Origin of the sequence: Amycolatopsis sp. CFH S0740, from assembly GCF_004522315.1 — a bacterium.
Lineage (GTDB): Bacteria > Actinomycetota > Actinomycetes > Mycobacteriales > Pseudonocardiaceae > Amycolatopsis > Amycolatopsis nivea.
Map to the genome: position 1 here is coordinate 158,848 of NZ_SDLS01000004.1, position 16,430 is coordinate 175,277.

Consider the following 16,430-nt stretch of genomic DNA (forward strand, 5'->3'; position numbering starts at 1 on the left):
GGCGGTCGCCCGTTCGGGGAAACAGCGGGCTCAGACCACTCCGGCCGCGATCAGCTGTTCCCAGATCACCCCCTGGTCCACGACCTCGACGCCGAGTTTCTCGGCCTTCGTCAGCTTGCTCGCGCCGACGTCGGCACCGGTGATCAGCAGGTCGGTGCTCGCCGACACTGACGACGCGGTGGTCGCTCCTGCCGTCTCGCACAGGCGCTGGAAAGTGGGGCGGGGCACTTTCTCCCCGGATCGCGGGTCGCTGATCGCGCCGGTGACCACCACGGTCTTGCCTTCCAGCGGCGCGCCCGCGACGACGGCGGGCGGGAGGTCTTCTTCCAGGACGTCCAGGGAGACTTCGCGTTCTCGCAGGCGTTCCAGTTCGGGGCGCAGCCGGGTGAGGTGTTCCACCAGGGAGGCGGCGACCTTCGGTCCGATGTCCTCCACCTCGACGAGACCGTCGACGCCCGCCTCGAGCACCGCTTCCAGGGAGGCGAATCCGGCGCGGCACAGCCGGGCGGCGGTGCCTTCCGACGCCATCGGGATCGCGAGCCCGATCAGCGCCCGGCGCAGCCCGACCCGGCGGCTGGCGTCGATCGACTCGATCATCCGCGTCGCCGAGACCTCGCCGATGCGGTCGAATTCCAGCAGGCGTTCCTTGGTGAGCCGGTAGAAGTCCGACGGGTGTCCCAGGATCCCGGCCTCGGCCAGCCGTTCGATCCACACGCCGCCGATCGCGTCGATGTCGGCGGCCGCGCGGGACGCCCAGTGGATCAGCCGCCGCACGGTCTGCGCGGGGCAGGAAACGTTGGTGCAGAACAGTTCCCGGCTGTTGCCCTGTTCGGTGAGCGGCTGTTCGCACGACGGGCACGTCGACGGGGGCACGATCTCCCGCTCGGCTCCGGTGCGTTTCGACTCGTCGAGCACGCCGGCGACGAACGGGATGACGTCGCCCGCCCGGCGCACCAGCACGGTGTCGCCGATCTTGATGCCGCGGGCGCGGATGACCTCCTGGTTGGCCAGCGTCGCGCGGGTGACCGTGGTCCCGCCCACGAAGACCGGCTCCAGCCACGCGACCGGGGCGATCTTGCCGGTTTTGCCGACGTCCCAGACCACATCGGACAGCACGGTGGTCTTCTCCTCGGCGGCGAACTTGTACGCCAGCGCCCCGCGCGGCGAGCTCGACCGGGTGCCCGCGGCGGCGTACGCGGCCCGGTCGGCGAGCCGCAGGACGGCGCCGTCGATGTCGTAGTCCAGGTCGTTGCGCTGCTGCTCGATCGTGGTGATCACGGCCTGCGCGGAGGCCGCGTCGGCGCAGCGGCGCATGTCCGCCGCGGTGAACCCGAGCGCCAGCAGGCCGCTGCCCAGATCGGTTTCCGAGCTGCCGGGTTCGGTGTCCAGGTCGAAGGCGAAGAAGCGCAGCCGGCGCTCGGCAACCGCGGCCGGGTCCTTCGCGCGCAGCGTGCCCGCCGCGGCGTTGCGCGGGTTGATCAGCGGTTTGTCCGGGTGCGCGGTGTTGTAAGCGGCGAACGTCGAGCGCAGCATCACCGCCTCGCCGCGCACCTCGACCCGGCCCGGGGCGCTGACCTGGTGCGGAACGCCGTCGGTCAGCGCGCGCACCAGCATGGTGACGTCGTCGCCGGTGGTCCCGTCGCCGCGGGTGACCGCTCGGGCCAGCCGGCCTTCCTCGTACACCAGGGCCAGCGACAGGCCGTCCAGCTTGGGCATCACGACCACCGGCTGGCCGGGGAACCGGTCGAAGAACGCCTCGACCTGCTCCGGCTTCGTCGCCTTCTCCAGCGACAGCATCGGCCGCGAATGCCGGATCGGCGCGTGCAGCACCGCGGGCCCGCCCACCTGGTCCAGCGGATTCGGGTCCGGGGCCAGCTCGGGGCTCGCCTCGATCAACCCGCGCAGCTCGTCCTCGATCGCGTCGTACTCCGCGTCCGCCACCACCGGCGAACCCCGGTAGTACGCGTCGCGCAGCACTACGACCTGATCGGCCAGCTCCTGAATACGTTCCCGAACGTCCACGAACCGGAACGCTACCCGGCCCCACCGACAAAACCGGACAGCGACGCAACCCGAGCAACCACGGCACGAATCTCCGGCGACCGGACGAAGGCCGGAACTCCTTGTGCGGCAAGGGTCTGATGCCGCCGCAGGCGCTCCCCCCGGTCGGATCGGCTGACGCCGCCCGCAAAGACAAGACTGTTCTTTCCCCCGGTCGCCGCGCACCCTCGATGCCATCGATCACCCGACAGCGGGGAGTTCTGGGGTGCCGGAGGAAAACCGTGTCGAGCGGGAGCTTGTCCTCGAACAGGAGTACGTGACCAGCCTCTACGACAGGCTCGACGCGTTGCGCGAGGACGCGGCGAGGGGGCTCGACAGCGCGGATCCGGAGGCCGCGGCACGCTGGCGGGCGGAGGCGGCCCGGCTGGCGGCGGTCGAGGACGGGCTTTGCTTCGGACGGCTGGAGACGGACGACGGAACCCGCAGGTACATCGGCCGCTTGGGGCTGTTCGAGGACGGGGCGGACGAGCCGTTGCTGCTCGACTGGCGGGCTCCGGCGGCGCAGCCGTTCTACACCGCGACCATGGCGGAGGCGCACGGGGTCCGGAGGCGGCGGCGGATCACGACCCGGGGGCGGGTGGTCACCGCGCTGGACGACGAGTTGCTCGATCCCGGCGCGGCGGACACCGGGGGCCTCGTCGGGGAGGCGGCGTTGATGGCGGCGCTCACAGCGGGCCGGACCGGGCGGATGGGCGACATCGTCACGACGTTGCAGGCCGAGCAGGACCGGATCGTCCGCGACGGGTACGCGGGCGTGCTCGTGGTGCAGGGCGGGCCGGGGACCGGGAAGACCGCGGTGGCGCTGCATCGGCTGGCGTGTCTGATGTACACGCGGCCCCAGTTGCGTACCCGCGGGGTGCTGGTGATCGGGCCCAGTGACGTCTTTCTCGACTACATCGGGCAGGTGCTGCCCGGGTTGGGCGAGCAGGCGGTGGTGACGGTGACGATTGCCGGGCTGCGGCCGGACGTCGAGGTCAGCCGGGTGGATCCGGTCGGGGTCGCGGAGAGCAAGGGGCGAGCGGAGGCGGCGGGGCGGATCGCGACGGCAGTCTGGAAACGGGTGGGGGCAGTCCGGAATCAGGACAGCGAAGCCGTCGAGGTGACGTTCGAGCAGCAGGTCGTGCGGTTGGAGCCAGCCGAGTGGCGGGGTGCGGTCGAGTTCGCCCTCGGCAAGGGACTGCCATATCAGCAGGCTCGGTTGGTGTTTCAGCAGCGGATGACGGAACTTCTCGCGCAGCGGTTGGCCGATCAGCTGGAGAATGTCGTCTTCACCGAGAGCGGCCAGGCCATCGACGGCGGCAGTGCGGACGGGCGGCTCAGCCCGGCGGATCTGCGGGCGTTGGCGGCGGCGGGAGTGGTGATCGGACCGGAGCAGGACGAGGGGCCCCGGCGGTTGCTGGACGAGGCTGACGTCGCTGACCTGCGTAAAGCGCTGCTGGCCGACGTCGCAGTGTGCGGGGTGCTGGACGAGCTGTGGCCACCGCTGACTGCCGAGGTGGTGGTGGGTGAGGTGTTCGGCGGCGAGGGATGGAGCGCGGCAGACATTCCGTTGCTGGACGAGGCGGCCGCGTTGCTCGGCGAGTCCGTCCCGGCGTTCGGGCATGTGGTGGTCGACGAGGCGCAGGAGTTGTCCGCGATGGCGTGGCGGATGGTGATGCGGCGCTGTCCCGGCACGTCGATGACGGTGGTCGGAGACCTTGCCCAGACGGGCGATCCGGCGGGAGCGGAGTCGTGGGAGCAGGTGCTGCGGCCGCACGTGGCGGACCGGTGGCGGGTGGCGGAGTTGAGTGTCAACTACCGGACGCCGACGGAGATCATGGCGGCTGCGAACGAGTTGCTGGCCGCGGGGCAGCTGCGGCCCCGGTCAGTGCGGGCAGCGGGAGAATCGCCGTGGCGGGTACGGAGCACGCTTGCCGACTTGGCGCGGGTCGTCGGCGGGATTGCCGAGGAGCACCGTGGCGGGCAGTTCGCGGTCATCGCTCCGCCGGGGCGGCTGGCGTCGTTGCGCGAAAGCGGCACGACGACGGTGCTGACACCCGCGGAAGCGAAGGGGCTGGAGTTCGATTCAGTGCTGATCGTCGACCCGGCCCGAATCCTCGAAGCTCCGCGCGGGCGCAACGACCTCTACGTCGCGATGACGCGCGCGACCCGGCGGCTGGGGATCGTCCATCTTGGACCGGTGCCGGACGAGCTCGCCCCGCTTGAGCAACGGTGAACCAGTCAGGATTCGAGTTCCTGCAGCGCGCGGGCCAGTCGTTTGATCATGGACCGTCCCGCGTCGACCTGGAGCCGGGCGAATTCGTAGCCGAGGACGCCTTCGCCCGCGACGCCGATCCGGCCCCGGAGCGCCTGTGCCACGCCGGAGTTCAGTTCGGGTTCCGAGACCCAGGCGAGCTGGTCGAGCGTCCACGACCGCAGCGGCTTGCCCGGGGCGGCCCGGACGATGCCGCCGACGGTGAACAGCGCGACGCGGTGCGAGGTGAGCGAGAAGACGAACCGGCCCGGGGTCGAGATCGGCACTTGAGGGGCTTCGGTCTGCCCGCGACGCGCGGCGAGCGCCATCCCGGCCGCGCCGGCGAGGCCCGCGATGCCCGCCGCGCCGGCGACCATCGTCTTGCGCACGCCGCCGGTGCGGAACGCGACAAGTGCGTCCAGCACGCGCTCCCCCGGCGCGAGTTCTCCGGCGAGCCGGCTCTCGACCTTTTCCCGCAGCGTCACGATCCGCAGCCTTTCCCGATTAGCCAACCGCGGTCCTCGACCGGGCGGTTCTCGGAGGCTATGCGTGCCGGAAGCCTGCGGGTGACGGGATTTCCTCCGACAGACACCCGGAAACTCAGCTCTGCCGTGCGGCCTGGGCGCGTTCGCGGGCTTCGAGGATTTCGGGGACGTGGCTTTCGGCCCATTCGCGGACCGCGCGCAGCGGCACCAGCAGGGACTGGCCGAGGTCGGTGAGCCCGTACTCCACGCGCGGCGGCTGTTCCGCGTACTCGACGCGGACGAGCAGGCCGTCCTCCTCCATCGCGCGCAGCGTTTCGGTGAGCACCTTCGGGGTGACGCCCTGGATCCGGTCGACCAGCGCGGTGAAGCGCATCGGCCCGTGCTCCAGCGCGTTGACCACGAAGACCGTCCACCGCGCCCCGATCCGGTGCAGCACCACCCGGGACGGGCAGCGGGCGGACATGACGTTGTAGCGCACGGCGATTCCTCCGGTTCCGGTTACGTTGAAGTACCTGGTTACTTTTCCATAGCCTACTTCGGCCACGGCGAACCGACGGAACGGAGAAGGACCATGAACAACCGGCTGGCCGGACAGACAGTGCTGGTGCTGGGCGGACGGCATCTGGGCACGGCGATCGCCGACGCCGCCACCGCCGAGGGTGCGAAGGTGCACGTCGCGTCCCATCGGCCCGGCGGACTGCACATCGACCTGCGCGACGAGGCGACCATCGCGGCCGCGGCGGACGAACTCGGGCCGGTCGATCACGTCGTCAACACCGCGGCGGCGCCTCACGCGGTGCCGGTCCGCGAACTCGATCGGGACGAGACCGTCGACGCCTTCGCGGCCAAGGTCATCGGCCCCTTGCTGCTCGCGAAACACTTCACGATCCGACGGTCGCTGCTGCTGTTTTCCGGGCAGGTCGGCTGGCGTCCGGCGCGCGGAAGCGTCGTGACCGGCGTGACCAACGGGGCGGCCGCCTTCGCCGCGCAACACCTTGCTGCCGAACTCGCGCCGGTCCGGGTCAACGCGTTGTCGCCGGGGATCATCGACTCCGGTGTCTGGGACGGAAAACCGGATGTCCTCGCGAACGCCGCGAAGCGAACCCTCGTCGGGCGCACCGGCACCGTCGCCGACGTGACCGACACGGTGCTGTGGATGCTGCAGGCCGAATTCCTCACCGGCGAAACCATCCACCTCGAAGGCGGACGGCCCTGAAACCGGTGCCGGCAGGAGGAAACCCTGCCGGCACCGGCGGTCTCACCGATGCTGCGCGAACGGAGCCAACGGGTTCCACAAGCCGTCGCACCGGTGCTGGCGCGGGATCTCAGTGGTGAGCTGGCTGTCCCCCGCCGCGTTGAGGGACATGACGACCGGGTTGCGCTCGGTGAAGGGATCCCACTGCGGAGTTCCGTCCACGGTGGGGTTTCCGGTGCGCGCGAACCCGGTCCACTGCGCCACCAGCTGGGCGGAGAGCACCTTCTGGTTGGGGTTGAGCTGAACTCCCGGCGGCGGCGTCAGCAGCATCCCCTCGGAGACGTGGTACGCGCCGTTCGGTTTGGTGGGCTCCAGGAAGAACGCGGGCGGCACGTCGGTGTCGTCCATTTCGTAGGCATACACCGGAATATGCCGGGACAGCCGCTCGTCGTTCAGCAGCGCGGGGCAGACCGAATTGGAGTCGGCCACGATGGTCCGGAAGGCAAGGAACGGCGCGGGATTGGGGAATCGCTTCAGCGGATAGCTTTCGCTGACTTCCTTCGCGTGCTCGCCGTACTGCTGCGCCACCATTTTCCGGTAGTCCTCCGGAGTGGAGGCGGACGGCAGCTGGACCTCGTCGCGGGCCACGCCGTGCATCAGCGCGACCTTGTTGACCCGTCCCTTGGCGAACGCCTCGCCCGGCGACATCGGCAGCGTGGTCCCGTTCACGATCGGCGCGACCGTGCCGCTGTCCGGTTTCATCCCGTTGCCCGCCTGCTTCAGCAAGGTCGCCACGGGCACCTTGCGCAAGCACTCCCCGGCATTCGACTCGCACCCCAGCGCTTTGGCGAACCGCGCGCCCGCCTGCTGGGCCTCCTCCTCGTCGGGAAGATCGGCCTTGCAGTCCTGCGCCTGCCACTGGATGTCCTCGCCCAGCAACGAGTTGTACTCGCCGTTCTGCGCGATGCCGCGCTGGAACAATCCCGCCGCGGTGGGCGAAACGGTGTGGTCGCAGACGCTCGAACCGCCCGCGGACGCCCCGTAGATCGTGACGTTGTGCGGGTCCCCGCCGAACTTCGCGATGTTGCGCTGCACCCAGCGCAGCGCCGCCTGCTGGTCCTGCAGCCCGTAATCGCCCGCGTGCTCGCCGTACGCCGCGTGCGCGAGGAACCCGAAAATCCCGAGCCGGTAGTTGACCTCGACGCTGATCACGCGGCCCTCGGTCACGAGCCGGCTCGCGTCCTGTGCCTGCAGGATCAGAAATCCGCCGCCGTGGAATTGCACCATGACCGGCAGCTTCTCGTGCCCCGGGTCGGCGGGCACGCGGACGTTCAGGTTCAGGCAGTCCTCGGTCTCCGATCCGGGGCCGAGCCCGGCCAGTTGCGGGCACGCGTTGCCGGGCGCGGTCGCGGGGAACGGCTCGGTCCATTTCGCCGGACGCTGCGGCGGCGCCCAGCGCAGATCGCCGACCGGCGGCGCGCCGAACCGGATCCCTTCCCACGACCGGACATCCGGGCCAGCGATCCCGCACACCGGGCCGTCGTCGGTGGTCACCGTCGTGTCCGGCGAGCACGCCGGCGGAGGTGCCGCCGCGGCCCGCTCGCCGGCCATGGACGCCGAACCGGCCAGCGACGCCGCCGCCAGCGCGACGGCCGCCAGCGCGACGCCTGCCTTCCCGTCAAGTCTCATCCGTCCTCCTTCGCTCCCGCCTCGCCAGGAGAGCCGGACGGACAGGCGCGGGACACGACGAGCGGCATCCACGCACCGACCAGGCGGCCTGCCGGCATGGGCTCGACATCACCGGCGGCCTTTTCCCGGCCGCCGCCACGAGAACGGCACGGACCGCTCGTTCCCGCCTGACTCCAGTCTGGGCGCGGCGGGAAACGGCACAACCTCCGTTCGGTCGCGCCGGAACTGTCAAATTCCCGGGCAGAATGGTCTTTGTCAGGGATCGGATTCGCTCCGCCGGACCGGCCGCGACGGGTTGGTCGGCGAATGCGGTTCATTCTTCGGCGCAGTGGAACGGAATCCGCGGGAAACGCGGACGGAACACCGCCTTCTCCGGGGAGCGGCGGGGTCAGCAGGATTGCCCGCCTGGCAAGCACGGCAGCGGGCACCGTGTCGAACAGCCTGGCGGACGAACTCGGGCAGCAATCGGCAGGATCGACGCGCGAGGAATCGGGAACGAGCGCGGTCATCCCGGCCGCGGCGGGTGACGCTCAGCTCGCGTCGCCGAGCACCCGCTCCGGCCGCAGTTCGCCGCGCACGACCGCCCCGGCCGATGCGCTGAGCCGTTCGTTGCGCGCGCGGCTGTAGGCGCGCAGCCGGTCGAACGCCGTGTCCATTTCCAGCCCGCCGGCATGCGCCAGCACGCCCTTCGCCTGTTCGATGACGACCCGGCTGTTGAGCGCGTGCTGCAACTGCTCGGCGAGCAGTTCCCCGCGCCGGATCGCGCGTTCTTGCAGAATCCCGATGGTCGCGACGTCCGCCAGCGCGCGGGCCACGTTCAGCGCGGGCCCGCTCACCGGGTCCGGGCCCTGTCCGAACAGATTCAGCGTGCCGATCACCTGCTTGCGCAATCGCAACGGAAGCGCTTGTACGGACCGGAATCCCGCCGTCGTCGCCTGCTCCGCGAAGCGCGGCCATTTCGCGGCCTCCGCGGCGATGTCCTCGACGCGCACTGGTTCGCCGCTGCGGTAGGCGTCCAGGCACGGCCCCGGCTCGGCCCGCAGCAGCTCGCGGATCGGGGCACTCTCGTCCGGAGCGATCGTCTCCAGTCCGCCGCGCTGATCGGCGAGCAGCAGCCCGGCGGCCGATGCTCCGAGCAGCGTGACGCAGTAGTTCGCGAGCCGGTGCAGCAGGTCCGTCGCGTCGTATTCGTCGGCCAGTGTGTCGGCCATGTCCACGAACGCGCGCAGCAACTCGTGGTCGCCGGAGGACGCGGCCGTGTCGGTCATGTTTTCTCCTTTCTGGGCCGCAGCGGAAACGCGAATATGCCAACGGCATTGCGCCTTTTCGGACGGCTTCGCCACCCTACTCCCGGCTCGGCCCGCCGTCGCGGCGGCCTCAACCAGTTTCCCCGCCGCACCAAGCGGAGTCCACAATGGACAACCAGGAAATCGGCCCCGCGCTGGGAATTCATAGGTCCACAGTGGACTGCCGAACGCCCGGAGCGCCGGATTTCTCACCAACCTGCAGAGTCGCGCGGCGGACGGCCAGGTCAGCGCAGCGGAGCCGACCAGTCCAGCCGCACCCCGCCGCCCGCGCTCGTTCCGAGCGTGAACTCCCCGCCCGCCGACTCCGCGCGTTCCCGCAGATTCCCCAGTCCGCTCGGCGAAACCCCCTCCGGCAGCCCGGTTCCGTCGTCGGTCACCGAAATCCGCACCATTTCGTCCCGCACCGCGACGGAAACCGACAGCGCCGAAGCGCCAGCGTGCCGGACCGCGTTGCTGACCGCCTCCCGCACCACCGCTTCCACGTGCTCGGCCAGCTGGGCGGGCACCGCGTCGAGCGGGCCCGCCATGCTGACCGCCGGGTGCAGCGGCGCGTCGTCGGTCAGTTCCGCGATCGCGTCGTGCAACCGGTTCCGCAACCGCGTCTCCCCCGCCGCGCCGCCGTGCAGGTCGAAAATCGCCGTCCGGATCTCGCGCACGATCTCGTGCATCTGGTCGATGCTCTCCTGCAACCGCCGCTGCAGCTCCGGCGCTTTCGTCCGCCGCTGCGTGCTCTGCATCGCCAGCCCCACCGCGAACAGCCGCTGAATCACATGGTCGTGCAGATCCCGGGCGATCCGGTCCCGATCCGACAGCACGTCGCGCTCCCGCGCCGCCCGCTGCTGCGCCGCCAGCTGCAACGCCAGCGCCGCCTGGTCCGCGAACGACGCGAGCACCGGCAGTTGCGCCGTCTCGAACAACGCCGAACCCGGATCCCGCAACGCGATCAACACCCCCGACGTGTGGTCGCCCGCCCGCAACGGCACCACCAGCGCGGGACCGCGACCGCGGTCGGGCAGCAGCGCCAGCTCTGCCATCCGGCGCGGCGTACGGTCCCGGAACACCGCCCCCGGCACCGTCCCCTCGACCGACATCCGCAGTCCCATCAGGTCGGTGGCGTCGCCGCCCGCGCACACTGTCACGGTCAGCTCCGCGGGATCGGTGTCCCGTTCCTCGTCGACATCGAGCCGGCCCGTGCCCGGCAACGCGAGCATCGTGACGTCCGAACCGGTCAGCTCCAGCGCACGGCCCGCGATCAGCTCCAGCGCGTCGACCGGATCCGTCCCGCCCAGCAGTTCCGTGGTCACCTCGCTGGTCGCGCCGAGCCACCGCTGCCGCAACCGCGTCTGCTCGTACAGGTGCGCGTTCTCGATCGCGATCCCCGCCGCCGCGGCCAGCGCCTGCACGATCACCTCGTCGTCGTCGGTGAACTCCGCCCCGTCTTTCTTCTCGGTGAGGTAGAGATTCCCGAAGACTTCCTCGCGGACCCGCACCGGAACCCCGAGGAACGAGTGCATCGGCGGATGGTTCGCCGGGAACCCCACCGACGCCGGATGCGCCGAAATCTCCGTCAGCCGCAACGGCTTCGCGTCGTCGATCACCAGCCCCAGCAGTCCGTGCCCCTCCGGAAGATGCCCGATCCGCTGCCGGGTCTCCGCGTCGATGCCGAGGTACACGAACTCGGCCAGCGTGCCGTCGTCGCCCAGCACGCCCAGCGCGCCGTAATGGGCCTCGCCGAGTTCCACCGCGGCCTGCACGATCCGGCGCAGCGTCGCGTCCAGCTCCAGTCCCGACGCGACCGCCAGCACCGCCTCGAGCAGGCCGTCCATTTTGTCCCGGGTGCCGATCAACAGCTCGATCCGCTCCTGCAGATCGCGCAGCGTCTCCCGCAGCCGCAGCTGCGACAGGGTTCCCGACAGCTTCCGGGGCGTTTCCGGCATCAGACCTGCTTTCGGCGCTCGGCGTCCTCAGACAGATGACTTTCGCCCCTGTGCGCCCCCGTCCGGCGGACGCATGCTGAAGCGACTACGCACGACACAGTGTCCCGCGTTTCGCGGTCCCGGGGAGAAGGATGACCCTTCAGGTGGCGCCGTCCGGCCTGCTCAGCGCCGAACAGGTGGCGTCGGTGCTGCTCAGCGCCATCCTCGCGCCGTCGACGCACAACACCCAGCCCTGGCTGTTCAGCGTCCGCCCGACCGGCATCGAGGTGCACGCCGACCCCGACCGCGCCCTGTCCGTCGCCGACCCCGACCGGCGCGAGCTGCTGCTTTCCTGCGGAGCCGCGCTGTTCAACCTGCGCGCCGCGATCCACGCGACCGGAGTCCAGCCCGCCACCAGCTACTTCCCCCGGCGCGGCAATCCCGACCTGCTCGCCCTCGTGCGCCCGAGGGCCGTCGCCGCGACCGACCGGAAGCTCGATTCCCTGGCCGAAGCCATCCCGTTCCGGCACACGAACCGCACGCCGTTCACCGCCAAACCCGTTCCGGCCGGAGCGCTGGGCACCCTGCGGCACGCGGCCGAGGTCGAGCACGCCTGGCTGCCGCGGCTCGACGAGGACCAGCTCGCCGGGCTCAAGGAGCTGATCCGCGAAAGCCACCGGCTCCAGACCGAGGACCCGGCGTTCCGGTCCGAATGGCAGCGCTGGACCGGACGCGGGCGCGACCGGCGCGACGGCGTGCCGTTCGCCGCCGGAGGGGCCGTCACCGCGGACGACACCTGGGTCCTGCGCGATTACGGCGGCGGTTCGCGCGCACCGGGCGCCGCGCCGCTGGTCGTCGTGGTCGGGACGTTCGCCGACCTGGCGATCGACCGGCTCCGCGCCGGGCAAGCCATGCAACGCGTCCTGCTCACCGCCACCGCGCTCGGGATCGACGCCTCGTTCATCTCCCAGCCGGTCGAAGTGCCCGCGATCCGCGCCCGCCTCCGCGACCTGCTCGGCGGCGGGCTCTGGCCGCAGATCGTGCTCCGCCTCGGTTACGGCGCGCCCGTCCCGCGAACCCCGCGCCGGGCGCTGGAAGACGTCCTCGTCACTCCCTCCCGGCTCAACGTCTAACCGCCCGGCCGATGCGGGCGGCCCCGCAACTCCGTCGCCAGCACCGCCGCCTGCGTGCGCCGCTCCATCCCGAGCTTCGTCAGCAATCGAGACACGTAGTTCTTCACCGTTTTCTCCGCCAGGAACATCCGCTCGGAGATCTGCCGGTTCGTCAGCCCCTCCCCGATCAGCGCGAGCAGTGTGCGTTCCTGTTCGGACAGTCGCGACAGCGGCCCCCGCTGTTTTTCCGCGCTGTCGCGCAGTTTCGCCATCAGCGCGGCCGCCGCATGCGCGTCCAGCAGCGACTTGCCCGCTCCGACGTCCCGGACCGCCGAGATCAGGTCGAGGCCCTTGATGTCCTTGATGACGTACCCGGCGGCACCGGCCAGCACGGCGTCGAGCATCGCCTGCTCGTCGGTGTAGGACGTGAGCATCAGGCATTTGAGGTCCGGCGAGGTCGACCGCAGCTCGCGGGCCAGTTCGATGCCGTTGCCGTCGGGCAGCCGCACGTCGAGCACCGCGACGTCCGGCCGCAGCGCCGGGATCCGGGCCAGGGCCTGCGCGACGTCGCCCGCCTGGCCGACCACGGCGATCTCCGGGTCCTCCTCCAGCAGGTCGGCGACCCCGCGCCGGACCACCTCGTGATCGTCCACCAGGAAAACCCGCAGCATCGGTCCTTCTCCCACATCGGGTCCGTTCGTGCGTCGAGAGTACGGCGCGCCGGCGCGCTCCGGCGGTACCGAAAGTCCTCAATCACCGGCAGGCGACCGCGTTTTCACCGGCACGGACCAGCTCAGCCGCGAACCGCCCGCCACGGTCAGGGTCCCGCCGCGGCGGCTCGCCCGCTCCGCCAGCGCGGCCAGGCCGGGTGCGGCGGACACCGCGACGTCGCCCGCGCCCTCGTACCGGACGGTGACCGTCGTCTGCGCCGGTTCCGCCTGGATCTCGACCTCCACCGCTTCGGCCGAGGTGTGCTGGGCAATCAGCCGCAGCGCGTCGGACAGCAGCGGCACCACGACGTCCGCGTGCACCGCGTCGAGCTTCCCGGTCAGCTGCGTGGACACCGCCAGCCCCCATTCCTCGCGGGCCCGCGCCAGCACGCGCAGCACCTGGTCGCGGACCGGTTCCGGAGCGGGCGGCAGGACGTCGTCGAGGCGGAACACGGTCTGTTGCACGTGGTTGATCACGTCGTCCAGGTCGGCGATCGTCTCGCGCAGCCGGGTCGCGACCACCGCCGATTTGGCGAGCCCGGCCGTGGTCTGCAGCGACAGCGCGGTGGCGTAGAGCCGGTTCAGGATCTCGCTGTGCAGCCGCGCGGCGATCCGGTCGCGTTCGTCGTGCAGCGCGGCGTCCTCACGCTCGGCCCGCGCCCGCGCCAGTTCGAGCGCCACCGCTGCCTGGTCGGCGAACCAGGCCGCGATCTCCAGGTCGTCGGAGGTGAACGCCGGGCGGCCGGCCAGCCGCGAGACGGTCAGCACCCCGGCCACCGTCCCGTTCCCGGCGAGCGGAACCAGCATCACCGAATCGAGATTCAAGCTCAGCACGGACGGCGCCGAGAGCTGGGACAGCTCGTCCGGCCATGACGCGATCCTCGGCTCGCCGCGGGCGAACACCGTGCCGGCCACAGTGGACTCGGTGAGCAGTTCCCGCCCGGCCAGCTGCTCCGCGCCCGCCCCGACCGCGCGTTCGACGAAGAGGTAGCCCTCCCGTTCCGCCGGGCGGGTCACCGAAACCAGGTCCGCGGACGCGAGCGCCCGCGCGTAATCCACGACGCGGCCCAGCGGATCGCCGAGATCCGCCGACAGCAGTTCCCGGGTCACCGCGGCGGACGCGCGCAGCCATTCCTGCTGGTTGCGCGCGGTCTCGTACAGCCGCGCGTTCTCGATCGCACTGCCCGCCGCCGCGGCGAGCGCGAGCGCCAGCTGCTCGTCCTCCTCGGTGAACCGGCCCTGTTCGGAGTCGGCGAGGTAGAGGTCGCCGAAAACCTCGCCGCGCACCCGGACCGGGACGCCGAGGAAGCTCGTCATCGGCGGATGCCCCTCGGGGAACCCGGTCGACCGGGGATCGTCCTGCAGCCGGTCCAGCCGCACCGGGCGCGAGTCCTCGACCACCACGCCGAGCAGGCCCTTGCCCTCGGGCAGCCGGCCGATCCGCGCGACCGACTCGGGATCCATCCCGGTGTGCACGAACTCGGTCAGCCGCCCGTCCGGCCCGATCACGCCCAGCGCCGCGTACCGCGCCCCGACCAGTTCGCACGCGGACTCCACGAGACGGCGCAGCAGCGCGGGCAGCGCGAGGCTGCCGGTGATGGACTGGGTCGCGCGCAGCAGCCCGCGCAGCCTGCCCTGCGTGCTGATGACCTCCTGGGCGCGTTCCACCAGCTCGCCGAGAAGCTGGTCCAGCTCCATCCTCGGCTGATCGGGGAACGTCAGCCGCTCGTGTTCGGGTGTGTCCCGCTGGTTCACCGCGGCTCCTGCCCGTCCGGCCCCCGCGTCCCGTCCGCGGCGCCACTGGGAATTCAGTCTCGCGGCTCGTGCGACGGGCCGTCAAGCACGCGAAAAAGGGCGCCGCCGCGATTTTCGGCGTTGCCCGGGAAAACGGGCGTTCCGGACGGTCTCGCTGCGAGGGAATCGCAACGGAAAAGCGATACTCGCGGGGTTGGTCCGCTCGTTGCCTTTCCCTTGGCTGTCCGGCGGAATCGGGTGCCGCGCCGCTAGGCCGAGCGGCGCGGGCGGGCTGGCGCGAAGATCAGCGGAATGGTTCTTCCGGCGGAATTCCTGATCATCGGACACGGGATTTCCGGGTGCTCCGGACGGGCTTTCCGGTTTGTTGTCCTTTCGCCAGATATTCGCGGGAACGGTCAGCGCCGTGCTTCCGGGCACGCGGAGTGGCGGATCAGCTTCCGGCCGTGCTTCGCCTGCCAGCCGTCGAGCAGCCGTTCCCCGACCGGCTGGCGGCAAGTTTCCCATTCCGGCACCGGACGTGGGGTGCGCTCGATCGCGCCGCGAACGACGTCGGCCCAGGCGTGCACCGCGACCAGCGGACCGCCGCCAGCGAGGCCTCCGGCTCGTCGACCCCGACGAGCACCGCGCTGTCAGGCTTGGTCCGCTGTCCGAAATCGACAGCGGCCGGACCGGGGTACAACCGTCCACAGAGGACTCGTCAACGGGCGACCGCGACCGGGCAGGACGCGTGGGCGAGCAGCCAATACCCCGTCGAACCGAGCAGACCGCCCGCCAGTGGGCCGCTCGCTCGGGCTCCGGCGACGATCAGCTGTGCCCCGGCGGAAATCCCGGGCAGCGCCCGCGCCGCTGAGCGCACCCGGACGACGTGCATGCGCACCGGCACGACCGGATGTTTGCGGGACCACGCGGCCACCTGTTCCCGCAGCCCGCCTTCCCGGCCGTCGTGCCATGCGTGGACCGCTTCGATTCCGGTGCCGCGCGAAACCGCGGCGTCGAAGGCGAAAGCGAGTGCGCGCTCACCGCCGTCGGAGTCGTCGAGGCCGACCACCACCGGTCCGTCCGCCGCCGCGCTGCCCCGGATGACCACCACCGGACAGCGCGCGGACGCGGCTGCCCGCAGGGCCACCGACCCGATCGCTCCTCCGCGCGCCCCGCCGAGCCCGTGCGCGCCCAGCGCGAGCAGTCCGGCTTCGTCGGACAGCGCGGCCAGCAATTCGGCCGCCGTCCCCAGCCGGACGCACATGCGCACCGGAACCGCGGGCGCGGCCTGCCGGGCAGTCTCCGCCGCCTGCCGCAGCAACCGGCGCGCGGGTTCCATCAGGAGTTCGGCGTCGCCGGGCGGTTTGCCGTGCGGCAGCAGGTCCGGGTCGTCGCACAGTTCGGCGTGGAACGCGACCAGACCGGTGCCGCGCCGCCCGGCCTCGACCGCCGCCCAGCGGACCGCCGCGAGCGCCGCCGTCGAGCCGTCGACGCCGACGACCACCGGTCGCCTCACCGTCCTGGCTCCCGGTTCTCCTTCTCCCGTGTTCGCGGGCAGATCGCGGCACCGTGCTTGCCGCGTCCGGTGGGCGACCGGCGGGCAGCCCCTGGCAACGAGGCCCTCCGCTCCTCCATCACATGCCTCCTCCGTCCGGTTCCTCGCCGCCGACGCTAGGCCGCCGCGCCCCGGCGCCACTGCGGGCGGACGTCCGCGACGCAGGAGACTTTGGTCCCGGCGCGAAAGGCGCTGCGGCCCTCCGCGCGGGTTCGGCACGCTGACAGCGACTGCGCTGATCAGGCGACCTCGCAACGAAAGCGCCTGTCTCGAAGGGGAACGCTCCGCGCGAGACCTGATCAGCAAAGGCCGGAGCGGAAGTGCGCACGGCACAGCGGGATTGCCGGACTGTTCCGCCTTCTCCGGCAGCAGGCAAGGCAGAGCGGCACCGGAGCGAAATTGCGCCGTTCCCCGGGAAACGTTCCGCCTTCCG

At 71.3% G+C, this 16,430-nt stretch carries 13 protein-coding genes; 3 read left to right on the plus strand and 10 right to left on the minus strand.

The window, feature by feature from the left end; genetic code table 11:
* Nucleotides 1-30 precede the first annotated feature (30 nt).
* Nucleotides 31-2,022 (minus strand): NAD-dependent DNA ligase LigA, encoded by a 1,992-nt coding sequence (ligA, locus tag EIZ45_RS09410; RefSeq protein WP_134662272.1) that lies wholly within the window; start codon nt 2,020-2,022, stop codon nt 31-33.
* Between the two features lie 244 nt (nt 2,023-2,266).
* Here ligA and EIZ45_RS09415 point away from each other — a divergent pair, with 244 nt between their 5' ends.
* The gene (locus EIZ45_RS09415) at nt 2,267-4,276 is read left to right on the plus strand and encodes an ATP-binding domain-containing protein (protein ID WP_134662273.1); all 2,010 of its coding nucleotides are present in this window, start codon (nt 2,267-2,269) and stop codon (nt 4,274-4,276) included.
* 5 nt (nt 4,277-4,281) lie between these two features.
* Here the strand turns inward: EIZ45_RS09415 and EIZ45_RS09420 are convergent, their stop codons facing one another.
* Nucleotides 4,282-4,806 (minus strand): hypothetical protein, encoded by a 525-nt coding sequence (locus tag EIZ45_RS09420; protein WP_134662274.1) that lies wholly within the window; start codon nt 4,804-4,806, stop codon nt 4,282-4,284.
* Between the two features lie 88 nt (nt 4,807-4,894).
* Nucleotides 4,895-5,257 carry a winged helix-turn-helix transcriptional regulator gene (locus tag EIZ45_RS09425; protein WP_370318132.1) on the minus strand — a complete coding sequence of 121 codons (363 nt, stop codon included), beginning with the start codon at nt 5,255-5,257 and terminating at the stop codon, nt 4,895-4,897.
* 93 nt (nt 5,258-5,350) lie between these two features.
* On the opposite strand from EIZ45_RS09425, the gene EIZ45_RS09430 reads away from it, so the two are divergent.
* Nucleotides 5,351-5,995 carry an SDR family oxidoreductase gene (locus EIZ45_RS09430; protein ID WP_134662275.1) on the plus strand — a complete coding sequence of 215 codons (645 nt, stop codon included), beginning with the start codon at nt 5,351-5,353 and terminating at the stop codon, nt 5,993-5,995.
* A 42-nt stretch (nt 5,996-6,037) separates the two neighbouring features.
* On the opposite strand, the gene EIZ45_RS09435 is transcribed toward EIZ45_RS09430, so the two are convergent.
* The 3 genes from EIZ45_RS09435 to EIZ45_RS09445 form a co-directional block, all read right to left on the minus strand.
* The gene (locus EIZ45_RS09435) at nt 6,038-7,663 is read right to left on the minus strand and encodes a carboxylesterase/lipase family protein (RefSeq protein WP_134662276.1); all 1,626 of its coding nucleotides are present in this window, start codon (nt 7,661-7,663) and stop codon (nt 6,038-6,040) included.
* Nucleotides 7,664-8,193: 530 nt separating this feature from the next.
* A complete protein-coding gene (locus tag EIZ45_RS09440; protein ID WP_134662277.1) occupies nt 8,194-8,931 on the minus strand; it encodes a GAF and ANTAR domain-containing protein in 738 nt (245 codons plus the stop codon).
* A 263-nt stretch (nt 8,932-9,194) separates the two neighbouring features.
* Nucleotides 9,195-10,907: a GAF domain-containing sensor histidine kinase gene (locus EIZ45_RS09445; protein ID WP_134662278.1), complete on the minus strand. Its 1,713-nt coding sequence runs from the start codon at nt 10,905-10,907 to the stop codon at nt 9,195-9,197.
* Between the two features lie 131 nt (nt 10,908-11,038).
* On the opposite strand from EIZ45_RS09445, the gene EIZ45_RS09450 reads away from it, so the two are divergent.
* A complete protein-coding gene (locus tag EIZ45_RS09450; protein ID WP_134662279.1) occupies nt 11,039-12,019 on the plus strand; it encodes a nitroreductase family protein in 981 nt (326 codons plus the stop codon).
* Here the strand turns inward: EIZ45_RS09450 and EIZ45_RS09455 are convergent.
* The 4 genes from EIZ45_RS09455 to EIZ45_RS09470 all read right to left on the minus strand — a co-directional run bounded on the left by EIZ45_RS09455 (nt 12,016) and on the right by EIZ45_RS09470 (nt 15,958).
* Nucleotides 12,016-12,669 carry a response regulator transcription factor gene (locus EIZ45_RS09455; RefSeq protein WP_037813034.1) on the minus strand — a complete coding sequence of 218 codons (654 nt, stop codon included), beginning with the start codon at nt 12,667-12,669 and terminating at the stop codon, nt 12,016-12,018. The two genes, EIZ45_RS09450 and EIZ45_RS09455, sit on opposite strands and share 4 nt — an antisense overlap.
* Nucleotides 12,670-12,747: 78 nt before the next feature.
* The gene (locus tag EIZ45_RS09460; RefSeq protein WP_134662280.1) at nt 12,748-14,463 is read right to left on the minus strand and encodes a GAF domain-containing protein; all 1,716 of its coding nucleotides are present in this window, start codon (nt 14,461-14,463) and stop codon (nt 12,748-12,750) included.
* A gap of 395 nt (nt 14,464-14,858) precedes the next feature.
* Complete coding sequence (locus tag EIZ45_RS09465) at nt 14,859-15,029, minus strand: hypothetical protein (protein ID WP_199817660.1); 171 nt, start codon at nt 15,027-15,029, stop codon at nt 14,859-14,861.
* A 131-nt stretch (nt 15,030-15,160) separates the two neighbouring features.
* Nucleotides 15,161-15,958: a universal stress protein gene (locus EIZ45_RS09470; protein ID WP_134662281.1), complete on the minus strand. Its 798-nt coding sequence runs from the start codon at nt 15,956-15,958 to the stop codon at nt 15,161-15,163.
* Nucleotides 15,959-16,430: the final 472 nt, after the last annotated feature.